Consider the following 24,817-nt stretch of genomic DNA (forward strand, 5'->3'; position numbering starts at 1 on the left):
CGTCATCTGCAAATTTGCGATTTTTAAAGGAGAATCTCATCCTAAATTTTATTAAATTCCTTTTATCAGGGATAATATAAATTTCGGCTGAAGCCATCAGACTCCGGAGATATAAAAAGCGGGCTAACGCCCGCTCCATTGTTATCATTGTTCTGTAATATCAGGCACCACAAGTTATACCAGAATCATATTATTTCTTCTTGGTGCTTTATCACAAAGAACATCGGCTATACTTTTTGAAATAAGGTTTCCTTCCGTCAGATTGTCCAGCCAGAAAAACTCACCTGCAGCATTAATTTCTATAAAAAAATACTCATCTTCCGGCGATACGATAATATCCAAAGCTCCGTAGTCCACGTTATAAACATCTAAAAGCTCCAGCACTTTTTCTTCAATATCTTTGGGAAGTTCGGCAGGCAGCCACTTATCAATGAGATTAACACCGTCTTTCCGCCAGTCTACCTTGGCATCTTCAAACTGTTGGGAATCGATTTCAAAAGCATAAACGTCGCGCCCCACTACCGTTACCCGAAGTTCTCTTTTCTTCTGAATCATTTTCTGAAACTGCATCGGACAGTATAAAAGCGAATCTATCTCTTCTAATTTATCCTCTTTAACGACATTGGTAAATACGACACTTTCTACACCGTCTTCATAAATGGCAAATCCGGTCTGCATCTTGGCCACGACATTCTGATGCTTAATGATAAACTGTCTGGCATGATCCGGATTATTAGTCAGGCAGGTTTCCGGAACTTTAAATCCTATTTTATCGGCAATTTTCAGCTGTTCTTCTTTACTGTCCAGTCTTCTGTAAATACTCGGCTTACCTAAGGAATATACATCAACAGATTCTAAAAAACCGAAAAGGGTATTTCTGATCTCTCCCATAGCTGCACCGTAAAACTTAGAGTCGAGCTCTTCCTTCAGACCATTGCCGATATTGTAGGCTCTTCTGTACCACACTGCCGAGATATCGTCCAGGCGGTGTTTTTTATCAGCAGTCTCAAGAACACTGATCCACCGGCCATCTTCGAAAACTGTTGACAGCTTATTCTGCAAAGGATAGAGATCCACATCGAAACGGATGACCTCACAGTTATTTTTCTCAATATATTCTGTTACTTTTTCGATCGAAAAGTTATCTCCCGTATGGGTAATAATTAAAATTTTGTTCATTGGTTATTGTAATCTTGTTATTAGAAAATCAGCTATTTTTTGTGCTATCGGAAAGTTAAGATCTTTCTGCAGCATTCCCCATTCTCCCTGTGGGTTGACTTCCAGGAAGTGATAATTTCCGTCCCTGCCCTTTATCATATCAATAGCTCCCAGATAAAGTCCCATCTCATTCATCATTGAAGTAAGATTTCGTTGAATGTCTTCAGGCAGCTCATAGGCCGACCAGAAGAAGCTTTCGTGTCCCACCCTCCAGTCTGCATTTTCGCTGTTGTTGATTTTACCGGTAAAAAACTCACCATCCACATAAACGATCCTGAGCTCATATTCTTTTTCGATATACGGTTGAAAAATCATGGGACAGTAGACAATATCAGCAAGGTGCTCCAGGTTATCCTGATCTATGATCGTCGTGGAAAGAAAGTTTTCCCCATTCATAGATTTTTTAATGGCTCCGTGCAGTTTTGCCACTGCTTTTCCATGGCAATATTCTTGGAAAAAAGCTTTTATTTTCTCTTCATCATTGGAAAAGAGGGTTTTTGGAGTATGAAGATGATGTTTCGTTGCTATTCTGAGCTGAAACATTTTATTTCCGTCGATTTTTGCTTCCTTTCCGAAGGGGTTGATCCATGGTAGATCTTCCAGGATGGTAAAAAGATTGTAACGCAGGCTTCCGTATTCTTTCAGGAATATTTTTTCATAATCTTCGTCCAGTTCCCCGGGAACTTCAATCCCCCATGATTTCCTGTGCCAGACGGCTTTAATATCTCTTGAATTGATGACTGTTCCGGATTCATCCGTAAGTTCAAATGAATCTTCACCGACACTTATTTTCTGAAGATGGTTCAGATGATCGGAATTGAGTCTGAAATAAGGAATATTTTTTGAGGTAAGATATTCAAAAAACAGGTCGATATTGTAAAAATCGTTGGAATGAGTAATACAGAGAATCATTGGTTATATTTTATTAAAAAAGGAAACTTAAATGCTAAGTTTCCTTTCAATATGAATTTGTTAATATGTTCATTGATATAAACAAGTCATCTTACACAGACTGAACGTCATCGTCTCCATCAGACGGATATTTTTGGGTCTGCGCCATGTCATACTGAGGTTTTGTAACTACATCTCTTTCAGGGATTGTAATATCTGTCCCTCCTTTTACTTTTTGAGGTTCTTTTAATTGTTTTTCAAGAAACGAAGCAAAAAACGGCTGTTTTTTTGAAGTCTTATTTTTCATATGAATACTATTTTTATGATAAGTTAGTTTATATTATTTCTCCGGTTTCATCACTATCAGAAGGATATTTACTGGACACGAGGTCAAGCCCCGGTCTTGTCAGCTGATCCTGCAGTGAAGATGTAACGGAATCTCTGAGCTGGGTAGTGGCATTGTCTTCAAGGGCAGAGGTAAGAGACCCTGTCCCTCCGGTAATGGTTTCCGGCTCCTTCACCTGTTTCTCAAGAAACGAAGCAAAAAAAGGTTTTTTTGAATTCTTTTTACTCATGATTACAACGATGATATAAGTTTAAAACTTAACGCCGTCTTCATCACCGTCAGAAGGGTATTTCGCCGTAACGTGGTCACTACCCGGACTGGTATAGCCATCATGGATAAGAGACGTTACATTATCTCTTAAAGCATTGGTTACTGAATCTTCAAGAGCAGCTGTTGTTTCTGATCCTCCTTTTACTTTTTCCGGATCCTGAATTTGTTTCTCTAAAAATGAAGCAAAGAAAGGTTTTTTTGAGTTTTTCTGTTTCATAAGTTAATATTTTTAGTTATTTGATGAAACTAAAATACAAAAATTATGATACAGATAAAAATAAATCACCGTTTTAAGAAAATTTTAACTAAATCGAACCAGCAGAGAATCAATTCAGTTCAGTCCCAAAAATTCTTTAACCACCTTCGCAAAATCGACCGGATTTTCAGCCTGGACCCAATGCCCTGCATTTTTTACGGTAACAATCTTTTCTTTGGGAAACTGCTGCTTAATGGCAAATTCATCCTGCGGAAGGATATAGTTCGAATTTCCGCCTGCAATAAATAAAGTTTCCCCTTCGAAAACGCCAAATTTTATAGCATTGGAGACAAATTCGGTATATTTATCTGATAAGGTCTTCAGATTAAATCTCCATCTCAGATTTTTATCATCATCCCAATACAGGTTTTTCAGCAGAAACTGGATGGTCGATTTCTCAGGGATATACTGATTCAATACCGATTCCACCTCACTTCTTGAATGTACCGTATTGAAATCCACACTTTCCAATGCTTTGATAATGCCCTGATGATGCGGCGGATATGCTTTTGGAGAAATATCCACAACGATAAGTTTCTCAACCATTGCGGGGTATTTTATCGCGAACTGCATTACTGCCTTTCCTCCCAGGGAATGCCCCAGGATATGAGCTTTGCTTATTCCATAATGATTCATATAGCGGGCAATATCGTCAGCCAGATCATCGTGCGACATATGTTCGGAATGAAAGCTTCTCCCGTGATTTCTTAAATCTATTAGATGAACCGGCAGCGATTCTCCGAGATCCTTCCCGAAGCTTCCCCAGTTGTCGAGCATTCCGAATAATCCGTGAAATACTAATAGCGGTGTAGACGATAGATTTTCGCCCAATATTTTTGAATGTAAAATTTCCATGTTTTTTAGATAAAAAGATTCCAGACTTCAGATTTAGACAACAGATAAGTTATATTTTTCTATTTTAGATCAGAGATTTCCCATCTGAAGTTTTTAAATTACCATTTTGCCAGCCTCTTCAAATAGGACTGAACGGTGTTTTCCAATCCCATATATAAAGCTTCGGAAACCAGCGCATGACCGATGGAAACTTCCAGCAGATTAGGAATTTCATCTGCAAAATATTTTAAGTTTTCCAGGCTCAGGTCATGTCCTGCATTTATTCCCAGACCAAAGTCTGCAGCAACAACAGCAGTCTCATAATAAGGTTTGATAGCCTGTTCCTTATTACTGATGTAATTTTTAGCATACGCCTCTGTGTATAATTCGATCCGGTCTGTTCCGGTTTTAGCAGCATATTCCACCAATCCAGGGGTCGGATCTAAGAAAATGGAAGTTCGGATTCCGGCATTTTTAAATTCAGCGATGATCTCTGTCAGAAAATCCAGATGCTTTTTTGTATCCCATCCTGCATTGGAAGTAATGGCATCATCAGCATCAGGAACCAGTGTTACCTGTTCCGGCTTTACCTCCAGAACCATGTCGATGAACGGACGGTGAGGATTTCCTTCAATATTAAATTCTGTCGTTACCAGAGGTTTCAGATCATAAACATCTTTTCTGGTAATATGTCTTTCATCAGGTCTGGGGTGAATCGTGATTCCCTGTCCCCCGAATTCCTGAATTTTAATGGCCGCTTCCGTCACACTTGGAGTCTCTCCTCCTCTTGCATTTCTTATGGTTGCAATTTTATTAATGTTTACACTTAGTTTTGTCATTTTTTAATATACCTGTTAATCATAGATTGAGACGTAAAATTACTTATTTTTTATAAACTGCACTTCTACTTCTCATCTCCTGCATTTTGACCTTTAAAAAAAGTCAGGGTTTAATACTAATTTCGAGCTTCCCAGTATTTACATCTCTAATTATATTTTCACATTTACCTGCATGACCTGCAGGTCAAATTCTTTGGAAGCAACCAATAAATGATCGAAAATATCAGCCTGAATCTGTTCAAAATTTGCCCATCGTGAATCATTGGCAAAACAGTAGATTTCCAGGGGTAATCCCTGGGGGGTAATCTCAAGCTGGCGAACCATCATCGCCCCTTCCTGATCGATATCAGGATCATTTTCGATATATCTCTGGGCATAATACCTGAAAACACCGATGTTGGTAAGCTGTCTTCCGTTAATAATTTTATCGGCATGCTCTATATTTTCTTTTTCTTTTTTCAGCTCATCACTTTTACCCTGAAGGTATTCTGAAATCAGGTTAATTTCTTTCAGACGTTCAATATCTTCCTGGGTCAGAAACTTAAATGAATTGATATTAAAATAAATTGATTTTTTAATTCTCCTGGTATTGGATTCCGACATCACCTGAAGGTTTTTAATCTCGGTGGTCAGCAAATCGTACGTGGGAATGGTAGAAACTGTTTTATCAAAATTACTGATTTTTGTCGTCAGTAGGCTGATATCGGCAATATTACCTTCAATACTGTATTTTGGAATACTTACCCAGTCGCCCACTTTTAAACTTTTTGACGTGGCCACATGAATACCTGTTACAAATCCTAAGATGGTATCCCGGAAAACCAACACCAATACTGCCGTAATTGCTCCCAGACTTCCGACAATCGTGGTGCCCCTGATCCCGAATATGACACAGATTCCGACTACTGAAAAAATAAAAATCCCTAAAATCTTCATGGTCTCAGAGATGGCATTCAGGGCCATAATCTTGTAGAAATCCTGTTTGATCACGAAATAATTTCTGAAAGCTGTGAGCGATCTGTAAAGCATCCCGGCAAGAATGAGTACCATTCCCAAATTGACAGACCTGATAATAAAAATCGTGGTTTTCGGAAGCGCTGTGCTTGGAAATATCGAACTGTGCATCGTTCCCACAACTGCCAATGCTGCAAAATGCGCCAGAGAATTTGTAATTCTCGAGCGATATATAGAGCTTATGACCGGATATCTGCTTTCATTATGAAAAAAACGGAAAACGTAATTGATTACAAACTTAAAAATAAAATCAATCACCAAAAATATAGCACAGAGCAGAGCCAGTTTTATAATAATGTGGAAAACCCAATCCAGTCCTGATGGTGATGCACTGCTTATATAAATATAGAGTTTGTCACTCAGTTCCTGTAAAACATTTTTGGTTTCTTGTATCTGGTCATTCATTATCGCGAATTTAGGAATTATGAGTTTGATATTTATCAGAAGCATGCATCAATTTTCATCCCAAAAGCAAGAGGTATCCAATATTTAATTAAAATTTTAAATGATTTTACTAAAAATACGAAATTTTCTGTAAGCGCAGCAAACAAGTAAAAAATTCACTATCAATTACAGATATTAATGAATTATTTTAAAATTTATTCGATATTTTATGAATTTATATCTGAATATTTTCTAAATTTGAATAAAACTAAACAAATCAAAACCAAGCAGATATGAGAAAACATTACCTGATTCTATTGCTGTGGGTCTTCACACTTTTAATCAACTGTACCGGAGAAGTTACTTCTCCTTCCGATCATGAAGGACCCGAGATCATCAAAACCGGAAAACTTACCGGAAAGGTCATGTCACAAAACGGAACCAAGCCCATTGGCGGCGCATCCGTTTTTACATTTGATGACCAGTACAAAATCTATTACACAACCTCAGACGCAGATGGAAACTTCAGTCTTGAAGCCCCGACCGGAAATCATACGATTTATATTCAGACGGGTAATGGCAGCAATTTCCGGACTGAAATTTCCGCTAACGTGAAAGAGAATGAAAATCTGAATCTTGATGTCAGCCAGACCAAACTGAACCAGGTGGCGAAAATTGCATACGTGAAAGGTTCTTATGATAAAATAGAAGATATTATCCAGACCTTGGGATATGCCGCTACTGAAATCACGACCAATGATCTTGCTAACCTCACGACGATTGCCCAATATGATATCATTTTTCTGAACTGCGGTTCCAGAATCAATTATTCCAATACAGCACTATATGCTGCTATTGACACCAATCTGGCGACCTTCGTGGCCAATGGAGGCAGTATTTATGCTTCCGACTGGGATGTTGCGTATCTGGTGGGCGGTACCAACAATACCAATAACTGTTCGCTTGCCGGAGGATTTGTTCCTGACAGCAAATTATGCTCTAAAAATACCGGCAACTCGGGAATGGTAGCCGCTACGGTAAACAGTGCCGGTCTTTCAACAGCTTTAGGATTCAGCACCTTAGGTATTGATTACGATTTGGGTTCGTGGCAAAAAATAGTGAACTATGACCCGGCCTATTGGGAAGTTCTGGTTAAAGAAACAGCCACCAATGATGCGCTGATGATCCGAACCAATCATTTTACAGCAACCGGTATTCCGAATACAACGATCGGAAATGCACCTAATACAACCTTTACAACCGTCTGCATAAGTCTTCCGGGAAATATTCAGATCAGTATTTCTGTACCGCAGGCACTGGTTCCTTATCTGGTAGCACTGGGAGCAACGGTAGGACCCTGCTCGGGATCTTCAAACAGCGGATATATTTATTACACTACTTTCCATAACCACGCTTCCGGAAATATCGGAAACGCAGGTGTTATTCTGCAGTATGTCATCTTAAACTTATAATAATTTCCAACTTCTTTGACAAAGTGGCTTTTTTATAAGGCCACTTTTTTTTATCTTGCCTGTATAATTAAAAAAATGGATACTGCATTAATTAATATTCTTTGCCTTGTACTCTTATTTCTGGGAGCACTGGGCACCTTTCTTCCCATTCTGCCCGGTTTATTACTGAGCATCTGTGGATTATTAATCTATAAGTTCGGAACGGATGCCGATTTGCCGATGATCTATGTGTGGGCTTTCGGAATTTTAACAGTTATATCAGTGGTATTAAGCTATGTGATTCCGGCTAAGACCAATCAAAAATACGGTGGCACGCGCTGGGGAAGCATCGGCTCTGTCGTGGGAATGATTATCGGAATGTTTTTACCTATTCCGTTAGGTTTTCTGATCGGAATGTTTGCCGGGGTATTTGTCGGAGAATTATTACATGACAGCAAAGATATCAATAAGGCCCTGAAATCCACAAAAGGGGCTTTTATAGGATTCATTTACGGAACAGGTTTCAGTTTTGTTGTAGGGGTGGCAATGTTTTTGGTAGTCGTACTTAATATGCTTAATATTATCTAAAAAAACAAAATAATGATCTGTAAATCCACCCTACTGAGCCTGGCACTGCTGACATTAGCCTGCTGCAATGCTCAGAAAGAAACAAAAACCTCAACAAAGACTTCAGCAGTAACTTCAGCTAAAGACTCTCCCATGAATAAAGAAAGCAACATTATTTATTTTAACGAAGGAGAAAATAAGTTTCTAAAGGAGTACGACATGAATGTAACCTTCAAAGGTATTTCCGAGGACAGCCGATGCCCGAAAGGCGTCAACTGTATCTGGGCAGGTGTTGCGATTGCACAGGTTGAGGTCATGGGATTAGCTACAAGACCCATGGTTTTAAATCTTGCAACAGAAGAAAATGAAGGAAGAAAACACCAAAGATCTTCTCCTTTCAACGGGTATACGGTTACATTGACAGAAGTAACACCTTATCCTGAATCTGTGAATGGCGCCAAAGCTCTGGCAGGAAAATACAGAATCGGAATAACTATCACCAAGGAAAATCTTACCACGAAATAGGCTTCTTCCCTTTTGAAACAAGATATTCATTAATTTTTGAAAATGGTTTGCTCCCGTAAAAGCCCCTGTAAACTGAAAAAGGTGACGGGTGGGCAGACTTCAGAATAAAATGCTTAGCCGGATCAATGAGTTCGGCTTTTTTCTGTGCAAAAGCGCCCCACAGTACAAAAACGACATTCTCTTTTTTATCTGAAATTTCTTTGATGATATAATTGGTAAACGTTTCCCAACCCAGGTCTTTGTGAGAATTGGGAGTATGTGCCCGGACGGTTAAGGTAGCATTCAGTAATAAAACACCTTGCTTTCCCCAGTCATCCAGTTCCTTCGAAGTTCTCTCGATTCCCAGATCGTCTTTCAGTTCAGTGAAAATATTCTTAAGAGACGGTGGCGCCGCTACCTGCTCGGAAACAGAAAAGCACAGACCATTGGCCTGGTAATCATTATGATAAGGATCCTGTCCGATAATAACAACCTCAATGTCATCAAAAGGGGTAATTTCCAATGCCCGGAAGATCTGATTTTTAGGGGGGAAAACTTTCGTAGTAGCGTATTCCTGTTTCACTTTTTCCCAAAGGTTCGTAAAATAAGGCGTTTTTTTTATCGGGGCTAGTATTTCTGTCCAGGTCATAGGTTCAATTTGAAATGATTGTTTGAAAATTCAATTTTTACGCCAGACTGTATTTAATCGAGCGTATCAAGAATCTGTAAGCAAATTTAATAATTAAAATAGAAACTTATTTTTCATGCGTCAGAAAGCAATATTCTATTTTTATTTCTTCAGGCTAAAAACCAGATTTTCGGGAAAGCCTTCATCTTCCTTATTTTCTTCCCATACAAAATCATGTTTTAAAAGAAGTCTTTTTGAATTTTCATTAAGCGTGTCGGTCATGGCCAGAATTTCGTTTAAGCCTAAATGGTTAAATGCAAAATGAATAACGGCTGCCAATGCTTCAGACATGATCCCTTTACGGTGATAGTCGGGTAATAATTCGTAACCAATCTCAGCGGTTGTGCGGTCTTGCGAAAAATTCCAGAGACAGATGGTCCCGATAAGATCAGGGTGATCTTTTAAGGAAATTCCCCAGTAAAAAGTTTCATTATTCCGGGTTCTTTCTTTAATGGTTAAAATAAATTGTAGCGCATCATAATTATTTTTCGGTGAATTTCTCTTGACAAACCGATTGATCACTTCATTACTCCGGATCCGCAGAATGTCTTCAACATGCCTTTCGTTGATGTCTTTTAACAAGAGTCTTTCAGTTTCCAATTTCATTGTCTGTTATTTGATTGATTTAATTTATGAATTGATTTCTCCCGAATGCAATATAATAAACAGAAAAAAAATGATTTCTGCTGCTCATAGTAAATCTAAAAGTATCCGGCAGGAATCAATATCCAAAGGTAAAGAATCAGAGTTGCACCGGTGGATCTGAAAGTCATTACTTATTTCCCTGGTTCACTTCAGATCTCAGGATTCACTATTTTAATGATCCCGATATTGTATCTCGGAAAAGCAGAGCTACATGGTATATATAACCAGAGAATTCTGAAGTGCGGTTATTAATAATTTTTACCATACATTATGAATTTACACAAAATTATCTTTAAAAATCTTCATTCCCAAATTTTCAAATTAACTCATTTTCAAATTGTCCTTCATCCATTTCACATTTTCTCACTAAATTTGCAGTGTGTATATAAATAAAGAAGATTTAAACGAATTGGAATTTCCGCAATTGCTCGCGGAGATTTCTCCATTTGCATATTCTCCGAAAACAAGAGAAAAAATTCTTCACCTTCGTCCGATGGAAATTGACGAGGCAGAACTTTCATTAAAAAAGACCTCCGAATATTTATCGAGTTTTGAAAGTTCAAATGCGATTCCGTTTGATGAATATGAGGATATCGAAAGTGAGCTGAAGCTCATGCTGATCGAAAATTACCGTCTTGAAAACAGCGCTTTCATCAAAATCAAAACCATCACGGAACAGATCGGAAGACTTCAGAAGTTTTTCCCGACCATGCCTGAAACTTTTCCTACCCTGATCCAGGATGTTTCAGTACTGGAATTCAGAAAAGAAATTATTGACAAAGTAGATAAGGTCTTTAACAGGTTTGGTGAGGTTAAAAGTGAGGCCTCCCCTATTCTGAAGGCTTTGCGGGCTGAAATTCAGATTGCCAGAAAAGCGATTCAGGAAAATTTCAACAAAGCTTTATTCAATTACGGACAGAGTGATTTTCTGGATGATATCCGGGAAACGATTATTGATGACCAGCGCGTGCTCGCTGTAAAATCTGCTTATAAAAAAAGAGTGGCGGGAAGAGTACTTGGGCTATCAAAGACAGGTTCTATTACCTATATGCAGCCGGACAGCGTGGTAAAGCATTACTTTAAGCTTAAGGAAAGCGAGGAGGAAGAGAAAAAAGAGATTGATAAAATCCTGAGGAAATTAACTTCAGAACTGGCCGAATTCCAACCTCAGCTATGGAGGTATCAGGGGTATATTTTTGATCTTGACTTAACGAGAGCCAAGGCTAAGTTTGCAGAATTAATCAATGGAGTTTTACCGAAAATCAACCGTCACAGAACGTTAAAGCTGAGAGAAGCTTTCCATCCTCTGCTGTGGCTGAGGAATAAGGCAGAAAATAAAACGATTTTCTCGCAGACGCTGTCATTAACGGAACACAACAGGATTATCTGTATTTCCGGTCCCAATGCAGGCGGAAAGTCCATCACGCTGAAAACAGTCGGACTGCTTCAGCTGATGATACAGACAGGTATACTGGTTCCTACGCACCCGAAATCAGAGATGTTTTTCTTTGACAAGATCATGACGGATATCGGGGATAACCAATCCATTGAAAATCATCTGTCGACGTATTCATCAAGGCTGAAGAAAATGTCAGGAATTATCCGTGAATCTGATGCCAATACACTTTTATTGATCGACGAATTTGGGACAGGTTCAGATCCTGAGCTGGGTGGCGCCCTGGCAGAAAGCTTCCTGGAGTTTTTCTATGATAAAAAAAGTTTTGCCATCATTACAACCCACTACACCAACATTAAACTGGTGGTGGAACAGCTCCCCAATGCTGAGAATGCAGCCATGCTTTTTAACGAAGAGACCCTGGAACCGATGTATAAACTGGAAGTCGGACAGGCGGGAAGTTCATTTACTTTCGAGGTTGCCGAGAAGAATAAAATTCCGAGGTTTATCATTCATTCTGCCAAGAAAAAGGTAGAACATGATATTGTAAATCTTGACAAAACCATCGTTAAGCTTCAGCAGGAAAAGTATGAGGTTGAGAAACTGAAGACCGATCTTGCGGAAAGAAAAGAATCGGTGGAAGATAAACGTGACAATCTGCAAAAACTGAATGAGCAGCTTCAGCAGAAGCTATTTAATTTCCAGAAATTATACGAGGAAGAACACCGCAAACTTCAGTTCGGAAATAAAATTGAAACCTTTATCGACAGTTATGTAAAAGGAAAGTCCAGAAAAGATGTCGTAAAAGATTTTGTGAAAATCCTGGAACAGGAAAAGTTCAGAAAAATCGGTGCTGATAAGGATGAAACCAAAAGACTGCAGGTGGTGAAAAGAAAAATCACACAACAGCTGAAAAAGGAAGAGGTCATTGAAAAGATTACGGAAACGAACGAAAAGATCGAAGAAAAACGTAAAACGGACCGGGCGGTCTGGATGAAAGTCGGCCAAAGGGTCCGTATTACCGGAAGTACCAGTGTGGGAACGATTGAAAAGATCTCCAGAAATAAAGTGATCGTGAATTACGGTACTTTTAAAACAACGATAAATGCAGATGAACTGGAAAGGATTTAATTTGAAAATGGATTCATTTGAGAATTTGAAAATGATTTTCATTTCATACATAGAAAGAGAGTGTTCATTGTTGGGCACTCTCTTTTATATTGGATTGCATAATAAACTTTATCTGTGTAGTATTGTTATAATTTGTAAGTGTATAGCACGATGTTTATCTCTTAGTTTGTGAAACTTTTATTCTTATTACATTAAAGCTGTTTAAACTTTTCTATTATCACAAAGGAGATCCGAAAGCTTTCTAAACACTTAAGTTAATTTAAGTAATATACTTTACGCAAAAGAAGTACACGTAAGTTTTTTGAAAATCTTTGATTTCACCTCATGTGAACTTAATTCTGCGGTATTTTTTTAAACTTCCTAAAGTGTACTTAAGTGTGAGACAGTAAGTACCACACACCGCTACCGCACGAATCCTTTCGTGTGGTTGTCTGTAGTAAACCACAAAGGAAATCCAAGAGATTTGTAAACACTTAAGTTTATTTAAGTAATATACTTTGCGCAGAAGAAGTACATTGAAGTCTTGTTAAAAATCTTCTCATTTTCTTCTGAAGCACACTTAATTCTGTGGTATTCTCTTCACCGAAATAGTCCTTAACGAATGTTTCCGCCACTGGCACCAGTTTTCAGCCGTTTATAATGATCTGAATTATTTTTACCAAGTCAAACTTCGTAGAAAATCCTTTTTTTCCTCTGCTTAGATGGTAAAATCCATTTCTCTATTTTATCTTTGCTGATGATTTCCAGATTGTTAGTCTTTTACATTGCAATCTAAAATTACTAATTTTATCGGAACTCTTTTTTCCTGAATAAGTTTAAACAACTTCATATTAAGCATGATTAAAAATTGTAAGATTTTGTGGATTTTCTATTTAAAATTATTAATCCCAACGGTTATCTTTTCTCTCATGATCTCAGCACAGCTGGGCTTTAGTGCTCATCATTTCGGATTATGCTTTTCTGTCTTTTTTCCGGTCTCTCAATATTTGATTTATGAACTGAGATTAAAACAGGAATATTATTTTTATGCTAACTTTGGGTTTTCAAGATCTTTTCTGTGGATTTTCACGCTCTCAGTAAGCTTAACCGTAAATATGCTGACAAAATTTTTATGAACAGATTACATGTAGACAGCGTCAATAAATCGTTTAAAGGGAAAAAAATTTTACAGGATATTTATTTAAGCTGTGAAACAGGGAAAATTGTCGGACTTCTGGGGATTAACGGCGCCGGGAAATCGACTCTTCTGAACATCATTTTCGGAACACTAAAAGGTGATTCACAGTTTATACGGATCAATGATAAAGTTCTCCAAAATCAAATGGACAGAAAAGGAAATATGGCCTATTTGCCCCAGTATTCTTTTATTCCAAAAGGCATTAAAATCAGAAAACTTATTTCTCTTTTCTGCAATAAAGAGGACACAGAAAAACTGCTGCAGCTGAGCATTATTAAACCATTTCTTAGTGAAAGGGCAAAAAATCTTTCCGGTGGAGAAAAAAGAATGATTGAAATTCTTCTCCTGATCTACTCTGATTCAAAGTTTATTCTGCTTGATGAGCCTTTCAGCGCTTTATCTCCTAAGATGACGGACGAAATTCAAAGGCATATTCGCCGACAATCTGAGAAAAAGGGAATTATTATTTCCGATCACCATTATCAGGAAGTTCTGGATATTTCGGATGATATTTATTTACTTTCGGATACTTTTTTAAAACAAATTAAAGATTTAAAGGAATTACAACAGTATAATTATCTGCCGAAAAGCATTTAATTTATATATTTGAAGACCGAAAAATTTTTCATGATGATTTCCGTACACAAAGCTTTTTATATATCCGTTTTCAGTCTGTTCTCTTTGGGTTTTGCAAAAGGACAGAATAAAGTACCTTTTGGGGTGGTAAAAGCCGAGGAAGGATATGCTATGGTGCGCGTACCAATGGACAATTACCGAAAAATCATCGATAAAATCCGGATGAAGACGGGGGATGTATTTGTTTATGTAAAGCCGGCTCCGGGGGAAACCGAATGGATCTGGATTAAATATCCTGAAAAAGAAGATACTGAAAAGCCTTTTGTAAGATACGACAGCATTACGAAAGAAGGAATGGTGAATAAAAACCGCGTGGTTTTTGTAGATCAGCTGCCGCCTTTCACCCCATCGAAGTCTAAGAACGGAAAATCGCTTATTTTCACCGATGATACGAATCCAAAAATTCCGGGAAACCAAAGAACAAAGGTCATTATTGATATTTATCCGTCGTATGCAAAAATTAAAAAACAGGAAAAAGATGCCGACGGAAATATTGTTAAACTCGATAAGGTAAAGCCCTGGGGAATCGGTAAAGAGCTTCCCGAAGATTTAACCGAGATTAAATCTGTACGGGTACAGCAGCCGGGAAGAGGTTCTGTATTTGTAAGGGATGCCATTAAAAATATGTTTCAGCCCACTATGGATTTTAATAATGTCGGGGTAACAGCGATCGACAATGATCATATTTTTCTTTATATGACCAACGGGTCCGGTGAAAACAGATATACCACCATCTGGACGATAAAACAAGGCCGCGTAGAAAGCCAGATCATTTATAAAAACCTGGAATAATTACTCTTTTATTCCTTATTATCCTTATTTTTGCAGCCGAAAAGCAATTTCTGGCGGCTTTGCAGTCTCCAGAACATACTTTTCAGAAAATGGTTCTGCTTAACTGCAGATTAACAGGGAATCGTGTGAAAATCACGAACTGTCGCGCAACTGTAAGTAACTAATGTCTTTATCACAAGTCCACTGTTTCGTAAAGCGGGATGGGAAGGAGATGAGGATGTTACAAGTCAGGAGACCTGCCTTTTTCTTTAAACAAAAAACTTTCGCGATTTGAAGTTTATTGATCTGATAGAGGTGTCAGGAATTTCTGTTCCTGATCTTATTCTGTTGTTTTAATAAAGTTCATTTTGCATTAATTATAATGAAATATGACTACAGAAGAAAGAATTGAAGCATCTGAAACCCGAATTTTTAAGGCTGTTTTTCCAAACACGACCAATCATTATGATACGCTTTTCGGAGGTACCGCAATGCAGCTGATGGATGAGGTAGCGTTTATTACAGCGACCCGTTTTGCGAGAAAAAGAGTGGTTACCGTGAGTAGCGATAAAATAGACTTTAACAGACCCATTCCTGCCGGAACGATCGTTGAACTGATCGGACGGGTATCCCATGTCGGAAAAACGAGTATGAAAGTAAATGTAGAAATCTATACCGAACAGATGTACTCTTATGAACGGGAAAGAGCCATTGTCGGAGATTTTACTTTTGTCGCCATTGATGAATTTAAAAAGCCTATTCAGATTTTATAAAAAAAGCTCGGGCGGCCGACGGCCGCCCGAGTTCTTATTCTGAACTATTTTGTGGGTTTCGGCGGGCGAAGCCCGCTGAAACCCACAAAATAGTTAATTTTTAAAAAATTCTATTCCGTTTTCCCCGACAAAACCTCTCTTATGATCCTCAGTCACCACGTCAAAAAGGCCGAAGTTCCAGCGGTCGCTTACTCTGATAGGTCCTGCAGCTTTTACGTCTCTGTATTTAGGAGGGATAATGTCATAAACCGTGCTGAAAACGACAATGCCTTTCTTACCTTCTTTCTGTAAAATGTATACGTTATTTTTTACGTCAAAATAGATATTGTCATAGATGACTTCGGCCTTAATCTTTCTGCTGTTATTGATAATTCCGTATTTCCCGTCCTTTTTGACCTTCAGGGCAATCCCACCCTTATCATTGGAGAAAAAAGTCATTTCGTCATACACCGGTTCTGATATTATTTTACCGTCAACAGTACTGTAAGCTCCTATTTTCTTATCCTCTTCAACAAGAATCATCCCATTTCTTTTATAGGAAGTATCGACGAAATTGTACTTTTTATTCAGGACTCTGATTAGGCTGTCGACATCAATATTTGAGGCTACTTTATTTTTACCACCGATGGTATAGCTTCTTGAAGTACCGGAAGCGCTGGGAGGACCGGGACTTCCAAGACCATAGATATCTACATCAGAAAAAGTTATCCGTTCTGCTCCATCAATAGCTGTCCATTTAAAATCTTTAGTATCATTGTCTGCAGAAGGAACTACCCGATCGTATTGTACCGGAATCAGTATTTTTCCTTTACTGTTGATGAGGCCTGCTTTATGGTCTTTTTTAACGACGTAACTTCTGTTAAAAGACAGGAATATGTCATCATACAGGCAATCAATAATTTTTTTACCTTGATATACCAATCCCATTTTGGAATTTTTGAAGATATAGACATAGTCATTTTGATATTCATCCACCTTTACAGAATCCGCTGTTTCCTTATCCGGCAGAAATATTTTCCCTGCATGATCGGTAACGACAAAGCCTTTATCGGTCTTAAACACAAATCTGGAAGTGGGTGCAATACTGCTGTACACCATTTTTTTAAACTCAGAGGCAAAAGGTTTTACTTTAATGACGCCCAGTGTATCACTTAATCCCCATAATTTCCCGTCCCGATAAGGAATGGCAATTTCATTATTTTTCTGAGCGTATAATTTTGCATTAAATACAAAGACAATGATGAGCAATATTTTAATTGGTACCATTAGCATTTTTTTGTTTTTATCTTAAAACTTTTTCAGAATCAAGATTAAAATTGAGCAATATCCGGAAGGCCTCACCCATTTCATCTGAAGCCCTGCTGATCGCGTTTTCCAGCATATTTCTGATTTGTTTTTCAGTCACTCCGGCTTCCGTCCAGCTTTTTCCTGAAGTGTGGGAGTTCAAAATAAATGGCATGATTCTGTCGATGGCGCACGCAAAAACAGCATCAGGGGTCTGCTCTTCTTCAAATTCCAGCCACATATTAAAAAACTCCGTGCTTAAAGGTTCGTCCAGAATCCCGAAAATCTTTTGGGCTGAAATTTTTTCGCGTTCAAATTTTCCAACCATGGCTGCTTCATCAAATAAAAAAGTATCTCCCGCTTCAATTTCAACCAGATCGTGAATGGAAAGCATTCTGATTACCCGTAACAGATCAATATCCGCTCTGCTTTTCGCATAGGGAAACAGAATCTGGGCCAGGATAATAATCTGCCACGAATGTTCTGCTGTATTTTCTCTTCGGCAATCATCGGCATTGTAATTTCTTCGCTGTACATTTTTCAGGGCATCCACTGCCAGTATAAAATCAATCTCCTTTTGTATTTTCATTTTCTTTATAATATTCGCTTATCGGATACACTTTGATATTGGTAATCCATTGATCATTAATAAATTCTTTTTTCGTCACTTTTACTTTGTCATCTCCTGTGGCGTCTTCTTCAAGCTCGTAGACTTTAAAGAGACCTCTTTGCGGAAGCACGGTATATTCTGTGGTCAGGTGCCAGCAGCATCCTGACTTGGAATAAGTAACCAGCCTTTTTCTTTCCGGATCGGTGTTAAACATTCCCAGATTTTCATGAGCGAGCGCAGTTAATTCTTCGCTGGGAACCAATTTATTTCTGGTCCTGTTAAAAACGTACACATCATAGGACGGTCCGCCATAGCCACTTTCATTTCCGTTTCTGATGGCCAGGTCTTCTGTCCCGTCAAAATTAAAATCATCAAAAATCAACGGACTCTGCTCATTATATAACTGTATAATATTGGCTGTGGGCATCTGATCTTTATTCAGATAAAAGTTTAAATCATCAGAATGTAATGTCTGGATTTTTTTTTCGCTTTTTTTATCAGTCAAATCGATAACTGCCTTTCCACCGCATTCTTCCCCTTCACAGTGCTCAACATTTATTTTGATTCCATACTTCTGTGATGCATCTTTTAATTCGAATGTATGCTGAGAGAAACACAAATTTCCCAAAAGGATCATTGGAAATATAAATTTACAGTTCATCTTAAATTATGTTTATTCTGAAAAATCTCACCGAAACGGCTTAATAAAATTTCAGTCAAAAGTACAAAAATTTACAAATTTCTGGTTCATATTGCTACCGCGTCTACCTATTAAAAATTCAATATAAAATTTAATAAATTGATTTAAAGGTATTTAAATATAAATTATAAAAATTTACACTACTTTGTATTGCATAATACCATTTTAATTACATATCTTTGTAATGTAAAATCGAAATAGGATCGACTAGCTAGGATCCGGATTCGGAATTATATAACCCATTAACAAAACTTATAAAGATGAATACTGAAAATACCAAAGCGCAAATGCGAAAAGGGATTCTGGAATTCTGTATTTTGAGCCTCATCAATCATCGTGAAATGTATGTTTCCGATCTAATCGATGAACTGAAAAAAGGAAAACTGGATGTCGTGGAAGGAACCCTCTACCCTCTTTTAACAAGATTAAAAAACGGAGAATTTCTCTCTTACCGGTGGGAAGAATCTACAGGAGGCCCTCCGAGAAAATATTATCAGATCACAGAAAAAGGGAAACTTTTTTTAGGTGAACTTCAGAATACCTGGAACGACTTGACAGATGCCGTAAATCAAATAACACAAAAGAACTAAAAAACAAAGCTATGAACAAAACACTCTCAATAGGACTCGCAGGTTTTTCTTTTACTATAGAAGAACACGCATATATAAAGCTGAGCGATTATCTGAACGCGCTGAGAAGCTCTCTGGATGCTTCGGAAGCAGATGAGGTAATGCACGATATAGAAATCAGAATGGTGGAAATCTTCAGAGATACGATGGCCAAACGTGAAGTCATCAATGATTCTGATGTAGAAAGAGTAATTGCCCAAATCGGTTCTCCTGAAAAAATTGAAGAACAGGAGGAAGCCTATTATTCTGAAAAAAACACTAAAAAGACATACTCGTCCGGAACAGAATATACGGATAAAAGACAGTTATTCCGCGACCCTGAAAGACAGAAAATAGCAGGAGTATGTGCAGGACTGGCTCACTATGTCGGGATGGATATCACAGCGATGAGAGCGATATGGTTAGGCGTTTTTGTTCTTGGAATTTTCACTGCAGCCATTTCTTCATCACTGGTCGTATTGCTTTACATCATTCTGTGGATTGTGTTACCAAAAGCGGAAACTGCGGCAGATTTCCTGAAAATGAAGGGAAAGCCTATGAACTTCGACAATCTTAAGAGTGAGTCTAATAAATTGGTACAGTTTGCCAATGAGTCTACCCAGAGAGTCGGAGAAATATACATCGAAAACAAACCTTATATCAATAACGCAAGCAGCGGAATCTGGAATGTTTTTAAATATATCGTGGGAGGTATCCTGGCTTTAATGGCCGTGAGCAGCATCGTTGGAGTATTCGTTGTTTTCGGACTTTTCGGAATGGATTCTAATTTTCCGGGAGCTAATGAAATCAGATTTTATTTTGATGACAACGGACTGGATAAAATATTATCAGCCATCATCATTATAGGCTCCCTGATCCCTGCCATCATCTTCAGCCTATTAAGCATCAAGATATTCTCCCCTAAGACAAAACTCAGAAATATCGGTTGGGTAATCGGTGCCTTATTTATTATCCTGATTGGTCTGGGATCTTATTTCGGAGTAAGCATGGCCAAAAAAGAAATGTTTCTGAAAGGCCATAAGGAAGATACCGAAGAAGTTGCAATCAGTACCACTTCTGACAGTTTATATGTCGATCTTAAACAGGTAACCATTCCTCAGAACTTTATCGGATACGATGACGACCTTTATTCTGATAAGATATCGGTGTATGAAAAAGACTGGGTTCATGTACAGATTACAAGAAAAGCCGACATTAAAACACCTTACCTGATCATTAAAAAAGAAGCAAAAGGCTACAACTTACCTCTTAATGTGAGCATCCCGGTAGAAGTGATCAATAATAAGGTAATTCTTCCTAACTACATCAAATATCCTTATGAACACAGGTTCAGAGATTTTAGTGTAAATTACGAATTGGTGGTTCCTATCAAAACAGTCGTAATACCTGTGGAAAAAGATGGCATCAGCTTTGACGGAGACTTAAATGCAGATGGTATTGATGATAATGAACAGGATACAGATGATGAAGAAAATATCAGAATTGAAAAAAATAAAATCACGGTAAACGGTTCCACCATTGAGTATAATTCCAACGATGAAGACAGCATCATCATTAACGGAAAAAAGGTTCCCGCCAATCAGGCAGATCAGGTGATCGACTCCATGAAATCAAATATCAAAAAGATGAAAGGAGGTAACGTAGATATCAAAGTAAACGAAGCTAAAAACGAAATTTCTATAAAAACCAAATAATAAACTGCAGAGAGTGGCAGAAGGTGTGGATGGATAGCCAATGGTTTGAAATTCACACTCTTCTTCTCTCTTCATCACACAAAAAAACAAATTTTAATTACTGCATATCAGAAATTTATATTATCTTCGTACAAAATTAATAACCCCAATCAAAAACGTAAACAAATGGTTCAATTAGCACTAGAAATAGTAATCAAAATCGCAGATTTAATCAGCGGATTGTTTTAAGAGCAACAATATTTCAATATATTTGTAAAGTATAACCAAAGTTTGGTTATACTTTTTTGTTTTTAATTCTGAATTTATGAAAAAACTGATAGGCAAACTGATGCTGAAAATTTTAGGCTGGAAAGTCGTTCTCCAGGGTGACGCCGACAGCCTGAACAGGTGTATCCTCGTGGTAGCGCCTCACACTCACAATATGGAATACATTTTGGGAAACCTTGCCTACTGGTCTTTAGAAAAACCGATAAAAATCATCATTAAAGATGCTCATACCAAAGCCTGGTATGGTAGCGCGGTCCGAGGCCTGGGCGGAATAGGCATCGACAGAAGCCAGAAAAATGACCTGGTTAATTTTGTAGCTCAGCAATTTGCAAAAGAAGACTTCAGCCTGGTGATCACCCCGGAAGGTACCAGAAGCTGGGTCCCGAAATGGAGAAAAGGCTTCTATCATATGGCTTTAGCGGCTAAAGTTCCTATCGTACTGGCTGCCGGGGATTTTAAAAGAAATATTGTGTATTTAGGCTATACTATTCCTTATGAAAGAATAGCTTCGGTTCCTTTCTCTGAAATTATGGAGGAAATTCAGAATTACTATATTAAACATGATATTGTTCCTAAAATTCCGGAAAACTGGAATCCGAATATTATGGGAAATGATGCTGAAGTTAGAAGTTAGAAGTTAGAAGTTAGAAGTTAGAAGTTATCAAAATTATTCACTACTTATAAAATATGTATACGGAAGGTAAAAATAAGGAAGAAATTTTACAGTTTCTGAACAGCTGGGGAGGTGAAGTTACCTTAGCCAAAACACTGGAAATAAAATTTATCGATATTGATCAGGAAAATGAAACCCTGACCGCTACCATGCCGGTAGGTCCGAAAGTACATCAGCCCTTCGGAATTTTACACGGTGGTGCAAGCTGTGTTCTGGCAGAAACCATGGGTTCAAGCCTGTCTAATATTTTCATAGACGGCAGTAAATATTATGGTGTAGGAACGAATATCAACTCTAACCATCTGAGAAGTAAAAAAGACGGACTGGTAACTGCTGTGGCACGTTTTATCAGAAAAGGAAAAACAATGCATGTTTCGGAAATCGAAATCCGTGATGAAAAAGGACAGTTGCTGAATCATACTACCATGACGAACAATATTCTCTTAAAATAGGATTATAGCATAAAGCTGCTTAAGCTTTTCTATGATCACAAAGTAGATCCAAAAGCTTTCTAAACACTTAAGTTAATTAAAGTAATATACTTTACGCAAAAGAAGTACACTTAAGTTTTTTGAAAATTTTTGATTTTCACCTCATGTGAACTTAATTCTGCGATATTTTTTTAAACTTTCTAAAGTGTACTTAAGTTTGAGACAGTAAATACCACACACTGCTACCGCACGAATCCCTTCACCGCTACCGCACGAATCCCTTCGTGTGGTTGTCTGTAGCAAACCACAAAGGAAATCCAAGAGATTTCTAAAAACTTAAGTTAATTCAAGTAGTATACTTTGCGCAGAAGAAGTACACTGAAGTCTTGTTAAAAATCTGATTTTCTTCTGAAGCACACTTAATTCTTTGGTATTTTCTTCCCCGAAATAGTCCTTTAACGAATGTTTCCGCCACTGGCAACCGGTTTTCAGCCGTTTATAATGATCTGAATTATTTTTACCAAGTCAAACTTCGTAGAAAATTCTCTTTTCCATTTGCTTAAATGGTAAAATCCATTTCTCTATTTTATCTTTGCTGATGATTTCCAGATTGTTATGTTTCACATTGCAATCCAAAATTGCTAATTTTCTCGGAACTCTTTTTACCTGAATAAGTTTAAACAACTTCCATATTAAAATAATAAGATTCGAATTTTTGGGTCTTTTTTTATCATTAGATAGAAAGTATCATTAAAAAAAACGTATTTAGCTTTGACATCTTTGGGACTAATAATACCTTTGTACAAAGAAAATCAGCCAGCGAATTTAATACATATTTTCAGATCCTGATTTTCGATAAAGAACTGCATTCATGATTTACTTCAAATTTCCTTTTGACGAAAAATTCTATTCCACCAAACAGAATAACAATACAAAAACAGTATTCTTTAAGCCTTTCGATCGTTCAGAGCCACTGCATTTTGACGGGGATCTCATTGAAATTGATGCTGAAAGTTTCGAAAAGATTTCTATCGAAAATGACGATTTACCCGGAAATGTGGAAAATTTTGAAGAGGAAACGGAAAGTGAATATTTACGAAACCTGGAAAAGATCATTGAAGTCATTAAGGAAAACAGACTTCCTAAACTCGTATATTCCCGACGAAAGATCCTGACTGATTTTAAAGAAATCGATCTGAAAGAAAGTTTTAAGCATCTTTGCAGGTCTTATCCGAATGCGTTCAGGTATATTTTCAATGAAGGACATGACGCATGGATGGGAGCATTTTCAGAAGTTTTAGGAAAATTCAATAAGGCAACACACGAATTTGAAACGATGAGCCTCGCGGGTACGCTTCCGGTTTCAGAAAGCTGGTCCCGGAAAGAAATTGAGGAACAAAAACCGGTCTCAGAGTATATTGAACATATTCTTAAAAATTATTCGGATGTCATCGAAAAATCAGAGACCTATGATCATATTTCCGGAAATATCAAGCATCTCAGAAATGATTTTAAAATAAAGATTCAATCCGAAAGGCTCGATGATTTGATCCACGATCTTCATCCTACTCCTGCTGTTTGCGGTATACCAAAAGATTTCTGCAAAGAGAATATCGAAAAGTTTGAAAAATATCCCCGCGAGCTGTACTCAGGATATATAAAAATTGAAACCACGGAAACTATACAGTATTTTGTCAACCTCCGTTGTGCAAAACTTTATCAGAACGCCATTCACTTATTTGTCGGCGGAGGAATCACAGCCCAGAGTGATCCTCATAAAGAATGGACGGAAACAGAACTTAAGTCTGAAGCTATTTTGAAAAATCTGGTCATTTCCTGAAAGGTTTAAAGCATCATGCTCCGTCATAAAAAACAAACCTCTTTCACACTGATGAAAGAGGTTTTTATATTGCTAATGGTTTATTATTTATTTTTTTACGCCAATTTTGCTCCAGGTATTCATCACAAAAAGTAAGATGATCCCCAGAACACCTGCGGCAATGGAGAATACAAACTTCTGGTTATCTTCTGACAAAACATCTGACTGCCAATCTATTGCATATATATTGATGGCAACAATAATAATTAATACGACTAATAATACTTTATAAAACTTCTGCATGATTCTTAAAAATTAATATAATTCTGCACTAATTGCGCAAAGTTTGCGGTAAATAATTTTATTGAAATTGCCAAAAGGATGATGCCGAAAACTTTTTGCAGAATAGACAATGTGGCTTCTCCCATTTTCTTCTCCAGCCATTTCGCAGATTTCAGCACCAAATATACGAAAATTGTATTGAGGACGATTCCTAAAATAATATTAATGTCATGAAATTCAGCCCTCAAGGATAAAGTAGTGGTCAGCGTTCCTGCTCCGGCCACCAGCGGAAACGCAATAGGCACAATGGAGGCGGCCTTCACTTCACTGGTTTTGTTGATTTCGATTCCTAAAATCATTTCCAGGGCTATGATAAAAATCACAAAAGCGCCGGCAATGGCAAATGAATTAACATCTACCCCGATCAATTTAAGAATTTTATTTCCGACAAACAGAAAAACAATCATGATAAGGCCTGCCGTTATAGAAGCCCGTCCGGCTTCAATTTGTCCGAATCTCTGTTGCAGACTTACAATAATGGGAACTGAGCCGATAATATCAATTACGGCAAAAAGTACCATAAAACAGGTGACGATCTCTTTTATAGAAAAATCATTAAAAACTTCCATCTATTTGT

27 protein-coding genes and 1 riboswitch are annotated in these 24,817 nt (G+C 37.6%); of the genes, 12 read left to right on the plus strand and 15 right to left on the minus strand.

Going from position 1 to position 24,817, the window contains the following annotated elements; genetic code table 11:
• Positions 1–174: 174 nt before the first annotated feature.
• The 8 genes from ODZ84_RS07835 to ODZ84_RS07870 all read right to left on the minus strand — a co-directional run bounded on the left by ODZ84_RS07835 (position 175) and on the right by ODZ84_RS07870 (position 6,073).
• A complete protein-coding gene (locus ODZ84_RS07835; RefSeq protein ID WP_266176424.1) occupies positions 175–1,179 on the minus strand; it encodes an MvdD family ATP-grasp ribosomal peptide maturase in 1,005 nt (334 codons plus the stop codon).
• A 3-nt stretch (positions 1,180–1,182) separates the two neighbouring features.
• The gene (locus ODZ84_RS07840; RefSeq protein ID WP_266176425.1) at positions 1,183–2,130 is read right to left on the minus strand and encodes an MvdC/MvdD family ATP grasp protein; all 948 of its coding nucleotides are present in this window, start codon (positions 2,128–2,130) and stop codon (positions 1,183–1,185) included.
• A gap of 91 nt (positions 2,131–2,221) precedes the next feature.
• Positions 2,222–2,416, minus strand: coding sequence for a microviridin/marinostatin family tricyclic proteinase inhibitor (locus ODZ84_RS07845; RefSeq protein ID WP_266176426.1), 195 nt, complete (start codon positions 2,414–2,416; stop codon positions 2,222–2,224).
• A gap of 28 nt (positions 2,417–2,444) precedes the next feature.
• The gene (locus tag ODZ84_RS07850) at positions 2,445–2,684 is read right to left on the minus strand and encodes a microviridin/marinostatin family tricyclic proteinase inhibitor (RefSeq protein WP_266176427.1); all 240 of its coding nucleotides are present in this window, start codon (positions 2,682–2,684) and stop codon (positions 2,445–2,447) included.
• Positions 2,685–2,705: 21 nt separating this feature from the next.
• Positions 2,706–2,942 (minus strand): microviridin/marinostatin family tricyclic proteinase inhibitor, encoded by a 237-nt coding sequence (locus ODZ84_RS07855; RefSeq protein WP_266176428.1) that lies wholly within the window; start codon positions 2,940–2,942, stop codon positions 2,706–2,708.
• Positions 2,943–3,056: 114 nt separating this feature from the next.
• Positions 3,057–3,836 carry an alpha/beta fold hydrolase gene (locus ODZ84_RS07860; RefSeq protein ID WP_266176429.1) on the minus strand — a complete coding sequence of 260 codons (780 nt, stop codon included), beginning with the start codon at positions 3,834–3,836 and terminating at the stop codon, positions 3,057–3,059.
• Positions 3,837–3,934: 98 nt separating this feature from the next.
• Positions 3,935–4,654 (minus strand): pyridoxine 5'-phosphate synthase, encoded by a 720-nt coding sequence (locus ODZ84_RS07865; RefSeq protein ID WP_266176430.1) that lies wholly within the window; start codon positions 4,652–4,654, stop codon positions 3,935–3,937.
• A 150-nt stretch (positions 4,655–4,804) separates the two neighbouring features.
• Complete coding sequence (locus tag ODZ84_RS07870; RefSeq protein WP_266176431.1) at positions 4,805–6,073, minus strand: mechanosensitive ion channel family protein; 1,269 nt, start codon at positions 6,071–6,073, stop codon at positions 4,805–4,807.
• 272 nt (positions 6,074–6,345) lie between these two features.
• On the opposite strand from ODZ84_RS07870, the gene ODZ84_RS07875 reads away from it, so the two are divergent.
• From ODZ84_RS07875 to ODZ84_RS07885, 3 genes are all read left to right on the plus strand, one after another.
• Entirely contained in the window at positions 6,346–7,524 is a 1,179-nt protein-coding gene (locus tag ODZ84_RS07875) for a carboxypeptidase-like regulatory domain-containing protein (RefSeq protein ID WP_266176432.1), read from the plus strand.
• Positions 7,525–7,599: 75 nt separating this feature from the next.
• Positions 7,600–8,091: a DUF456 domain-containing protein gene (locus tag ODZ84_RS07880; RefSeq protein ID WP_266176433.1), complete on the plus strand. Its 492-nt coding sequence runs from the start codon at positions 7,600–7,602 to the stop codon at positions 8,089–8,091.
• 12 nt (positions 8,092–8,103) lie between these two features.
• Positions 8,104–8,595 carry a hypothetical protein gene (locus ODZ84_RS07885; protein ID WP_266176434.1) on the plus strand — a complete coding sequence of 164 codons (492 nt, stop codon included), beginning with the start codon at positions 8,104–8,106 and terminating at the stop codon, positions 8,593–8,595.
• Here the strand turns inward: ODZ84_RS07885 and ODZ84_RS07890 are convergent.
• Positions 8,582–9,223, minus strand: coding sequence for a uracil-DNA glycosylase (locus ODZ84_RS07890; RefSeq protein ID WP_266176435.1), 642 nt, complete (start codon positions 9,221–9,223; stop codon positions 8,582–8,584). The two genes, ODZ84_RS07885 and ODZ84_RS07890, sit on opposite strands and share 14 nt — an antisense overlap.
• A 141-nt stretch (positions 9,224–9,364) precedes the next feature.
• The gene (locus ODZ84_RS07895) at positions 9,365–9,868 is read right to left on the minus strand and encodes a GNAT family N-acetyltransferase (protein ID WP_266176436.1); all 504 of its coding nucleotides are present in this window, start codon (positions 9,866–9,868) and stop codon (positions 9,365–9,367) included.
• Between the two features lie 418 nt (positions 9,869–10,286).
• Between ODZ84_RS07895 and ODZ84_RS07900 the strand changes: the two genes are divergently transcribed.
• The 4 genes from ODZ84_RS07900 to ODZ84_RS07915 all read left to right on the plus strand — a co-directional run bounded on the left by ODZ84_RS07900 (position 10,287) and on the right by ODZ84_RS07915 (position 15,791).
• Positions 10,287–12,434 (plus strand): endonuclease MutS2, encoded by a 2,148-nt coding sequence (locus ODZ84_RS07900; protein WP_266176437.1) that lies wholly within the window; start codon positions 10,287–10,289, stop codon positions 12,432–12,434.
• A 1,111-nt stretch (positions 12,435–13,545) separates the two neighbouring features.
• Positions 13,546–14,208, plus strand: a complete 663-nt coding sequence (locus ODZ84_RS07905; protein ID WP_266176438.1) for an ATP-binding cassette domain-containing protein — start codon at positions 13,546–13,548, stop codon at positions 14,206–14,208.
• A gap of 30 nt (positions 14,209–14,238) precedes the next feature.
• Entirely contained in the window at positions 14,239–15,039 is an 801-nt protein-coding gene (locus tag ODZ84_RS07910; protein WP_266176439.1) for a hypothetical protein, read from the plus strand.
• A 73-nt stretch (positions 15,040–15,112) separates the two neighbouring features.
• Positions 15,113–15,297: riboswitch (cobalamin riboswitch) on the plus strand.
• Positions 15,298–15,407: 110 nt separating this feature from the next.
• Positions 15,408–15,791, plus strand: a complete 384-nt coding sequence (locus ODZ84_RS07915) for an acyl-CoA thioesterase (RefSeq protein WP_266176440.1) — start codon at positions 15,408–15,410, stop codon at positions 15,789–15,791.
• Between the two features lie 93 nt (positions 15,792–15,884).
• Here ODZ84_RS07915 and ODZ84_RS07920 read toward each other — a convergent pair whose 3' ends face one another.
• Genes ODZ84_RS07920 through ODZ84_RS07930 form a run of 3 tightly spaced genes read right to left on the minus strand, consistent with a single transcriptional unit; the run spans position 15,885 to position 18,346 of the window.
• On the minus strand, positions 15,885–17,057 hold the full coding sequence (locus tag ODZ84_RS07920) for a WG repeat-containing protein (protein ID WP_266176441.1): 1,173 nt from the start codon (positions 17,055–17,057) through the stop codon (positions 15,885–15,887).
• Positions 17,058–17,073: 16 nt separating this feature from the next.
• Entirely contained in the window at positions 17,074–17,664 is a 591-nt protein-coding gene (locus ODZ84_RS07925) for an HD domain-containing protein (protein WP_266176442.1), read from the minus strand.
• Entirely contained in the window at positions 17,642–18,346 is a 705-nt protein-coding gene (locus ODZ84_RS07930; RefSeq protein ID WP_266176443.1) for an FG-GAP repeat protein, read from the minus strand. The genes ODZ84_RS07925 and ODZ84_RS07930 overlap by 23 nt, the downstream gene beginning before the upstream one ends.
• A 299-nt stretch (positions 18,347–18,645) precedes the next feature.
• Between ODZ84_RS07930 and ODZ84_RS07935 the strand changes: the two genes are divergently transcribed.
• The 5 genes from ODZ84_RS07935 (at position 18,646) to ODZ84_RS07955 (ending at position 23,919) form a co-directional block, all read left to right on the plus strand.
• Positions 18,646–18,975, plus strand: a complete 330-nt coding sequence (locus ODZ84_RS07935; RefSeq protein ID WP_266176444.1) for a PadR family transcriptional regulator — start codon at positions 18,646–18,648, stop codon at positions 18,973–18,975.
• Between the two features lie 11 nt (positions 18,976–18,986).
• Positions 18,987–20,708, plus strand: a complete 1,722-nt coding sequence (locus ODZ84_RS07940; RefSeq protein WP_266176445.1) for a PspC domain-containing protein — start codon at positions 18,987–18,989, stop codon at positions 20,706–20,708.
• 304 nt (positions 20,709–21,012) lie between these two features.
• Positions 21,013–21,609 carry a 1-acyl-sn-glycerol-3-phosphate acyltransferase gene (locus tag ODZ84_RS07945; RefSeq protein WP_266176446.1) on the plus strand — a complete coding sequence of 199 codons (597 nt, stop codon included), beginning with the start codon at positions 21,013–21,015 and terminating at the stop codon, positions 21,607–21,609.
• Positions 21,610–21,662: 53 nt separating this feature from the next.
• A complete protein-coding gene (locus ODZ84_RS07950) occupies positions 21,663–22,100 on the plus strand; it encodes a PaaI family thioesterase (RefSeq protein ID WP_266176447.1) in 438 nt (145 codons plus the stop codon).
• Positions 22,101–22,950: 850 nt separating this feature from the next.
• A complete protein-coding gene (locus ODZ84_RS07955; RefSeq protein WP_266176448.1) occupies positions 22,951–23,919 on the plus strand; it encodes a chorismate-binding protein in 969 nt (322 codons plus the stop codon).
• Between the two features lie 87 nt (positions 23,920–24,006).
• Here ODZ84_RS07955 and ODZ84_RS07960 read toward each other — a convergent pair whose 3' ends face one another.
• Both ODZ84_RS07960 and ODZ84_RS07965 read right to left on the minus strand, forming a co-directional pair.
• Complete coding sequence (locus ODZ84_RS07960; protein WP_266176449.1) at positions 24,007–24,201, minus strand: hypothetical protein; 195 nt, start codon at positions 24,199–24,201, stop codon at positions 24,007–24,009.
• A gap of 5 nt (positions 24,202–24,206) precedes the next feature.
• A complete protein-coding gene (locus ODZ84_RS07965; RefSeq protein ID WP_266176450.1) occupies positions 24,207–24,809 on the minus strand; it encodes a MarC family protein in 603 nt (200 codons plus the stop codon).
• Between the last annotated feature and the right edge of the window lie 8 nt (positions 24,810–24,817).

Origin of the sequence: Chryseobacterium fluminis (assembly GCF_026314945.1) — a bacterium.
In the GTDB taxonomy this organism is placed as follows: Bacteria; Bacteroidota; Bacteroidia; order Flavobacteriales; family Weeksellaceae; genus Chryseobacterium; species Chryseobacterium fluminis.

Excerpts from the sequence above, each read along its gene's own strand:
- ODZ84_RS07835 (WP_266176424.1), bottom strand. The coding sequence starts at position 1,179 with ATGAACAAAATTTTAATTATTACCCATACGGGAGATAACTTTTCGATC.
- ODZ84_RS07840 (WP_266176425.1), bottom strand. The coding sequence starts at position 2,130 with ATGATTCTCTGTATTACTCATTCCAACGATTTTTACAATATCGACCTG.
- ODZ84_RS07845 (WP_266176426.1), bottom strand. The coding sequence starts at position 2,416 with ATGAAAAATAAGACTTCAAAAAAACAGCCGTTTTTTGCTTCGTTTCTT.
- ODZ84_RS07850 (WP_266176427.1), bottom strand. The coding sequence starts at position 2,684 with ATGAGTAAAAAGAATTCAAAAAAACCTTTTTTTGCTTCGTTTCTTGAG.
- ODZ84_RS07855 (WP_266176428.1), bottom strand. The coding sequence starts at position 2,942 with ATGAAACAGAAAAACTCAAAAAAACCTTTCTTTGCTTCATTTTTAGAG.
- ODZ84_RS07860 (WP_266176429.1), bottom strand. The coding sequence starts at position 3,836 with ATGGAAATTTTACATTCAAAAATATTGGGCGAAAATCTATCGTCTACA.
- ODZ84_RS07865 (WP_266176430.1), bottom strand. The coding sequence starts at position 4,654 with ATGACAAAACTAAGTGTAAACATTAATAAAATTGCAACCATAAGAAAT.
- ODZ84_RS07870 (WP_266176431.1), bottom strand. The coding sequence starts at position 6,073 with ATGAATGACCAGATACAAGAAACCAAAAATGTTTTACAGGAACTGAGT.
- ODZ84_RS07875 (WP_266176432.1), top strand. The coding sequence starts at position 6,346 with ATGAGAAAACATTACCTGATTCTATTGCTGTGGGTCTTCACACTTTTA.
- ODZ84_RS07880 (WP_266176433.1), top strand. The coding sequence starts at position 7,600 with ATGGATACTGCATTAATTAATATTCTTTGCCTTGTACTCTTATTTCTG.
- ODZ84_RS07885 (WP_266176434.1), top strand. The coding sequence starts at position 8,104 with ATGATCTGTAAATCCACCCTACTGAGCCTGGCACTGCTGACATTAGCC.
- ODZ84_RS07890 (WP_266176435.1), bottom strand. The coding sequence starts at position 9,223 with ATGACCTGGACAGAAATACTAGCCCCGATAAAAAAAACGCCTTATTTT.
- ODZ84_RS07895 (WP_266176436.1), bottom strand. The coding sequence starts at position 9,868 with ATGAAATTGGAAACTGAAAGACTCTTGTTAAAAGACATCAACGAAAGG.
- ODZ84_RS07905 (WP_266176438.1), top strand. The coding sequence starts at position 13,546 with ATGAACAGATTACATGTAGACAGCGTCAATAAATCGTTTAAAGGGAAA.
- ODZ84_RS07910 (WP_266176439.1), top strand. The coding sequence starts at position 14,239 with ATGATGATTTCCGTACACAAAGCTTTTTATATATCCGTTTTCAGTCTG.
- ODZ84_RS07915 (WP_266176440.1), top strand. The coding sequence starts at position 15,408 with ATGACTACAGAAGAAAGAATTGAAGCATCTGAAACCCGAATTTTTAAG.
- ODZ84_RS07920 (WP_266176441.1), bottom strand. The coding sequence starts at position 17,057 with ATGGTACCAATTAAAATATTGCTCATCATTGTCTTTGTATTTAATGCA.
- ODZ84_RS07925 (WP_266176442.1), bottom strand. The coding sequence starts at position 17,664 with ATGAAAATACAAAAGGAGATTGATTTTATACTGGCAGTGGATGCCCTG.
- ODZ84_RS07930 (WP_266176443.1), bottom strand. The coding sequence starts at position 18,346 with ATGAACTGTAAATTTATATTTCCAATGATCCTTTTGGGAAATTTGTGT.
- ODZ84_RS07935 (WP_266176444.1), top strand. The coding sequence starts at position 18,646 with ATGAATACTGAAAATACCAAAGCGCAAATGCGAAAAGGGATTCTGGAA.
- ODZ84_RS07940 (WP_266176445.1), top strand. The coding sequence starts at position 18,987 with ATGAACAAAACACTCTCAATAGGACTCGCAGGTTTTTCTTTTACTATA.
- ODZ84_RS07945 (WP_266176446.1), top strand. The coding sequence starts at position 21,013 with ATGAAAAAACTGATAGGCAAACTGATGCTGAAAATTTTAGGCTGGAAA.
- ODZ84_RS07950 (WP_266176447.1), top strand. The coding sequence starts at position 21,663 with ATGTATACGGAAGGTAAAAATAAGGAAGAAATTTTACAGTTTCTGAAC.
- ODZ84_RS07955 (WP_266176448.1), top strand. The coding sequence starts at position 22,951 with ATGATTTACTTCAAATTTCCTTTTGACGAAAAATTCTATTCCACCAAA.
- ODZ84_RS07960 (WP_266176449.1), bottom strand. The coding sequence starts at position 24,201 with ATGCAGAAGTTTTATAAAGTATTATTAGTCGTATTAATTATTATTGTT.
- ODZ84_RS07965 (WP_266176450.1), bottom strand. The coding sequence starts at position 24,809 with ATGGAAGTTTTTAATGATTTTTCTATAAAAGAGATCGTCACCTGTTTT.